General features: G+C 76.8%; 5 protein-coding genes. All 5 read right to left on the bottom strand.

Translation table 11 applies throughout. The features are described from left to right. Positions 1-79: 79 nt before the first annotated feature. The 5 genes from ACRYRX_RS22440 to ACRYRX_RS22420 all read right to left on the bottom strand — a co-directional run bounded on the left by ACRYRX_RS22440 (position 80) and on the right by ACRYRX_RS22420 (position 4,883). Positions 80-952 carry an aminotransferase class IV gene (locus ACRYRX_RS22440; RefSeq protein WP_432515421.1) on the bottom strand — a complete coding sequence of 291 codons (873 nt, stop codon included), beginning with the start codon at positions 950-952 and terminating at the stop codon, positions 80-82. 218 nt (positions 953-1,170) lie between these two features. Continuing rightward, positions 1,171-1,815, bottom strand: a complete 645-nt coding sequence (locus ACRYRX_RS22435; protein WP_432515419.1) for an MBL fold metallo-hydrolase — start codon at positions 1,813-1,815, stop codon at positions 1,171-1,173. 90 nt (positions 1,816-1,905) lie between these two features. After that, positions 1,906-3,201 carry an ABC transporter permease gene (locus ACRYRX_RS22430; protein ID WP_432515417.1) on the bottom strand — a complete coding sequence of 432 codons (1,296 nt, stop codon included), beginning with the start codon at positions 3,199-3,201 and terminating at the stop codon, positions 1,906-1,908. Then, positions 3,198-3,875, bottom strand: coding sequence for an ABC transporter ATP-binding protein (locus ACRYRX_RS22425; RefSeq protein ID WP_432515415.1), 678 nt, complete (start codon positions 3,873-3,875; stop codon positions 3,198-3,200). The genes ACRYRX_RS22430 and ACRYRX_RS22425 overlap by 4 nt, the downstream gene beginning before the upstream one ends. Then, the gene (locus ACRYRX_RS22420; RefSeq protein WP_432515413.1) at positions 3,876-4,883 is read right to left on the bottom strand and encodes an efflux RND transporter periplasmic adaptor subunit; all 1,008 of its coding nucleotides are present in this window, start codon (positions 4,881-4,883) and stop codon (positions 3,876-3,878) included. Positions 4,884-4,910 lie beyond the last annotated feature (27 nt).

Here is a 4,910-nt window from a genome sequence, read left to right as displayed (position 1 = left end):
CGGATCGTTGGACCCGCGCTGCCGATGATCGGCAGCGAGGGGCCAACGATCCGGACCCCACCCTCCGCTCTGGTGACCGTCAGTCGTGGACGGTCAGCAGGTGGTGCAGGAGAGCGGCCTGCGCCGCCGCGTCCACCGGGCGGGCCACCCCGTCGAGGCTGCGGACCGGCGCGGACAGCCGGCCGCTGGACACCAGCCACACCCCGTCGGCCGCCGCCAGGTCCGCCACGGTGAGCCGGTCCACCTCGGCCCGGTCCCCGCGGGCGCGGGCGAAGGCCAGCGCGCGGCCCACGGTCGTGCCGTCCAGCAGCCCCAGTTCCGGCGGCGGCGTCACCCAGCGGTCGCGGGAGCGGGCCAGCACCGTGGAGTTCGGGCCCTCCAGGACGTCGCCGTCGGAGGAGACGAACACGACGTCGTGCGCCCCGTGCGCGCGGGCGTGCCGCAGCGCGGCCGTGTTCAGCGCGTAGGACAGCGTCTTGGCGCCCTGCAGCAGCCACGGGGCGCGCGTGGTGACGTCACCGGGGTAGGCGCGGTCGAGGACGAGCACGTCGACGCCCTCGGTCCGGGCCTGCGCGTAGTCGGCGCCGGGGGTCACGAGCACCCAGCCGGTGGGGACGCCGGTGCCCTCGACCCCGCGGGTCACGATCAGCTTCGCCAGCAGTTCGGGGCGGGGCTCGTGCGCGGCGACGGCGCGGTGCACGGCGTCGGCCCACGCGGCGGCGTCCGGGGCCGGCAGGTCCGTCATCGCGGAGGAGCGGGCGAACCGGGCCAGGTGGTGCTCCAGGCTCTGCGGGACGCCGCCGACGACGCCGACCGACTCGAAGACGCCGTCACCGCGGGTGACGCCGAGGTCGTCGACGCGCACGTGCGGTGCGGCGGGGTCGGCGGGGGCGAACGTCGCGCGCCCGTCGGGGGCGATCGCGGCGAGGAACAGGACGGGGCTGCTGGGCACCGGGACATCCTGCCGCCCCCCTCGGCGCGGGCGGGCCAGGGCCGCGAACGCGCGCGTCGCCGGGGACGGGCCGTGCCGGCGCCCACGACGACGGTACGACCGCCACACCCACCCACCCCCGCGATCAAGGAAACCTGCGCGGCCGGCCGCCTGGCTGTCCTTGATCGCCGCGCGGGTGTCCTTGATCGCGGAGGGGGAGGGAGGGGGAGGGGGAGGGGTCAGAACTCCAGGGGAGTGGTCCCCTGCGGCTCGCGCAGGTCCAGGCCGCCCAGGGTCCGCACCTGGTTGCCGTACACGGCCCGCCCCGGCGCCGACAGCACCCCCTCGTGGATCACCAGGCCGGTCGCGGCGCCCGCGGCGCGGACGAACTCGACGGTCTCCTTCAGCGCCGCCCACGGCGCGGCGATCGGCACGGCGAGCACGTCGACGCCGGCCGGGACGGTCTCGTAGGAGTCGCCGGGGTGGAACAGGGTCGGCTCGCCCTCGGCGGACAGCAGCACCCCCACGTTCCCGATGCGGGGGATGTCGGCGTGGATGACGGCGTGCCGGCCGCCGGCGGCCTCGATCCGCACCCCGGCCAGCTCCACGTGCTCACCCGGGTGCAGCGGCCGGGCCCCGATCCCGGACTCCGTCAGCGAGGCGGCCGTGGCCGGTTCGGCCCGCAGCTGCGCGCCGTCGTTCGCCTCCAGCAGGGACTCCAGCCGCTCGACGTCCACGTGGTCGGGGTGGGCGTGGGTGATCACGACGGCGTCGAGGTCCTGGAGCTCCTCGAAGCCGTGGCTGAAGACGCCGGGGTCGAGCAGGACGCGGGCGGCCGCGGTCTCCACCAGCAGGCACGAGTGGCCGAAGTGCGTGACGCGCATGGTCCGAACCTACCCCCGGGGACCGTCCACGTCGGTTCACGGACGCCCCGGAGACCACCGCATGATCGGGAGCCCGCGGCGGTGCTGCGCTCACGACCCCCGCAGCGCCACGACCGGTTCGATGCGCGAGGCCCGGCGGGCCGGGAACCCCCCGGCCAGCACTCCCACCACCCCACCGAGGACCACCCCGCCGAGCGCGACCAGCGGGTTCACCACCGGGGCCCAGCCCTGCACGAGGCAGACGGCGAGCAGGGCCAGGACCCCCACCGCGGCCCCCAGCAGACCCCCGAGGAGCCCGACGACGACGGACTCGGTCATGAACTGCCCGGCGATCTGGCGCGGGGTCGCCCCCAGCGCGCGGCGCAGCCCGATCTCGCTCGTGCGTTCCAGCACCGACAGGGTGGTGACGCTGGCGATGCCGACCGCACCGGCCAGCAGCACGACGCCGGAGAGCACGAGGAACACGACGTTCACGTCGGCCTCGACGTCGCGGGCCAGTTCCGAGCGCCCCGCCGGGGCGCGGACCTCCAGGCCGTCGGGGTCGTCCGGGGCCAGGGCCAGCGCCACCTGCTCCCCGACCTGGGCCCCGGAGTCGACGACGACGCGGGCCCGCACCTCCCCGGGCACGGGGAGCCGGAAGTCCTGCCGGGCCGCGCCGGTGGGGATCACGACGCCGTCCAGGAGCTCGGCCCGGGCCGCGACGCCGTCGAAGATCCCGACGACGGCGTAGGCGAGGCCGTCGACGAAGATCGAGGGCTGGGTGTCCACCCGGCTCACGCCGAGGCGCTCGGCGGCCCGGGCACCGAGGACCGCGACCCGGTCCCCCCGCCGGTCGTGCCCGGTGTCGAAGGCCCGGCCCGTCGTGACGGTGCCCTCCACGGTGTCCAGCAGTTCCGCCGAGGCGGCGAACAGCCGCGGCGGGGCGGCAGGGGCCTGGGAGGGGTCGTTGACGGGGACCGCGGTGATGGTGGCGCCCTCCGGCAGGGTGACCTCGGCGACCACGGCCGCCGCCTGCACCCCGGCCAGGCGCTCCACGCGGTCCACCGCGTCCCACGGCAGCCGGCTCGTGGCGACGCTGCGGCTGCCGACCTGCGCCTCGGCCGGGACGACGACGAGCTGGGTCGCGGCGAACGCGTTGAACTGCTGGGCCAGCTGCTGAGCCGTCGTCTGCGCGAACCCGACGGTCAGCACCAGCGAGGCGATCCCGATCACCGTGCCCAGCAACGTCATCACCAGTCGGCCGGGGCGGCTGCTGAGGTCCGCGGTCGCCTCCACCAGCAGGTCACCCGCGCTGAACCGGTCGGCGCGGGCGACGGGCGCGACGGGGGGAGCGGGGCGCGCAGGGGCGCGGGAGCTCCTCCGGCCCACGCTCAGCCCGGGGCTCACCGCACCTCGCTCAGGCGCCCGCCGGCGATCCGCAGCGCCCGGTCGGCCCGGTCGGCCACCTCGGCGTCGTGGGTGATGACGACGACGGCGATGCCGTCGTCGTGCAGCTCCTCCAGCAGCGCCATCACGTCGGCCGTCGTGGCCTCGTCGAGGTTGCCCGTCGGCTCGTCGGCCAGCAGCAGGGCCGGGCGGGTGGCCACGGCCCGGGCCACGGCCACCCGCTGCCTCTCCCCGCCCGAGAGGGTCGCGGGGCTGAAACCCAGCCGGTGCGACATCCCCACCCGGTCCAGCGCGGCCCGGGCCCGGTCCTCGCGCTCGTCCCGCGGGGTCCCGCTGTAGAGCATGGGCAGCATCACGTTCTCCAGGACGTCCCGGCGCGGCAGCAGGTGGAAGGCCTGGAAGACGAACCCGATCCGGGTGGCGCGCAGCGCCGAGCGGCCCACCTCGTCGAGGTCGCCGGTCCGGGCGCCGTCGAGGTGGTACTCGCCCACGCTGGGCCGGTCGACGAGGCCGAGGATGTTCATCATCGTCGACTTGCCCGACCCGCTGGGGCCGACGATGGAGACGTAGTCGCCGGCGTGCACCGTGAGGTTCACCGACTTCAGCGCCTGCACCTCCGGCGGCCCGGGGAAGGAGCGCGTCACGTCGCGCAGTTCGACCAGGGGGGTGCCCACTCAGCGGCCCACCACGACGAGGTCGCCCTCGGACAGCTCCCCCTCCAGGGGGCGGACCTCCACGGCCCCCTCGGCGGCCAGGCCCGTCTCGACGACGACCAGCCGGGTCTCGGCGTCCTCGCCGTCGCGGGGGTCGCCGTCGACGACCTCCACCCGGTTCTCCCCTCCCGATCCCGCGGACAGGGCGGCGAGCGGGACGGCCAGCACCGGTCCCTGGGTCGCCCCGACCGGGACGGAGACCCGCAGGTTCGACCCCTGCAGCTCGCTGACCTGCTCCGGGGTCAGGGGGTCGGGGGTCAGTTCCACCGTCCAGCGGGCGGAGTCGCCCCCACCGGGGGCCAGGGCTGCGACGACGGCGCGGTGGCGGTCCCCGCCGGGCAGGTCGAGGAACGCCTCGCCGCCGACGGCCAGCAACCGGGCGTCGGCCTCGGCCGCGGAACCGGTGACCTGCAGCGTCGCCCCGGAGACCGTCATGGCCGGACCTTCCAGGACGCTGCCCCGGGTGGCCGTCACGGCGTCCACCCGCCGCGGCAGGTCGGCGAGGTACAGGACCTCTCCCGCGGGCAGGTTCGGCAGCGCCTGCTCCCGGGCGGTGGCCAGCCCGGTGCGGGCGTCGCGCAGCTGCTGCTCGGCGCCGGTGACCGCGGCGCGCTGGGCGGTGGTGTCGGCCGGCGCGTCCAGCTGGGCCCGGCGCAGTTCCGCCAGGCCCAGCGCGTCCTGCAGGTCCGCGACCCGGTTCGGGTCCAGCGGTTCCTCGGCGCGGGCGGAGTCCAGCTCCCGGCGGGCGCTGTTCACGGCGTTGTCGGCCTCGCGGACCTCCACGGCGCCGGCGCCGCCGCGCGCCCGGGCCAGGTCGGTGCGGGCCGCGGCCAGGGCCTGCTCGGCGCCGCGCACCGCGTCCTGAGCGGACCGGACGCCCTCGGCCGCGCCCTCCGGCGCGGCCGGGGGCGGGGGCCCCGCCTCGTCGTATAGGGCGGTGTTGGCGGGGGGGGCCCGCGCCGCGAACAACTATATAAACGGGTGGCCCGCGTCGAG

The organism is Kineococcus lubricus (genome assembly GCF_050871965.1).
Taxonomy (GTDB): domain Bacteria; phylum Actinomycetota; class Actinomycetes; order Actinomycetales; family Kineococcaceae; genus Kineococcus.
Note: the sequence above shows the minus strand (reverse complement) of the source record. Positions and strands in the feature narration are given on the sequence as shown.

Excerpts from the sequence above, each read along its gene's own strand:
- ACRYRX_RS22435 (WP_432515419.1), bottom strand. The coding sequence starts at position 1,815 with ATGCGCGTCACGCACTTCGGCCACTCGTGCCTGCTGGTGGAGACCGCG.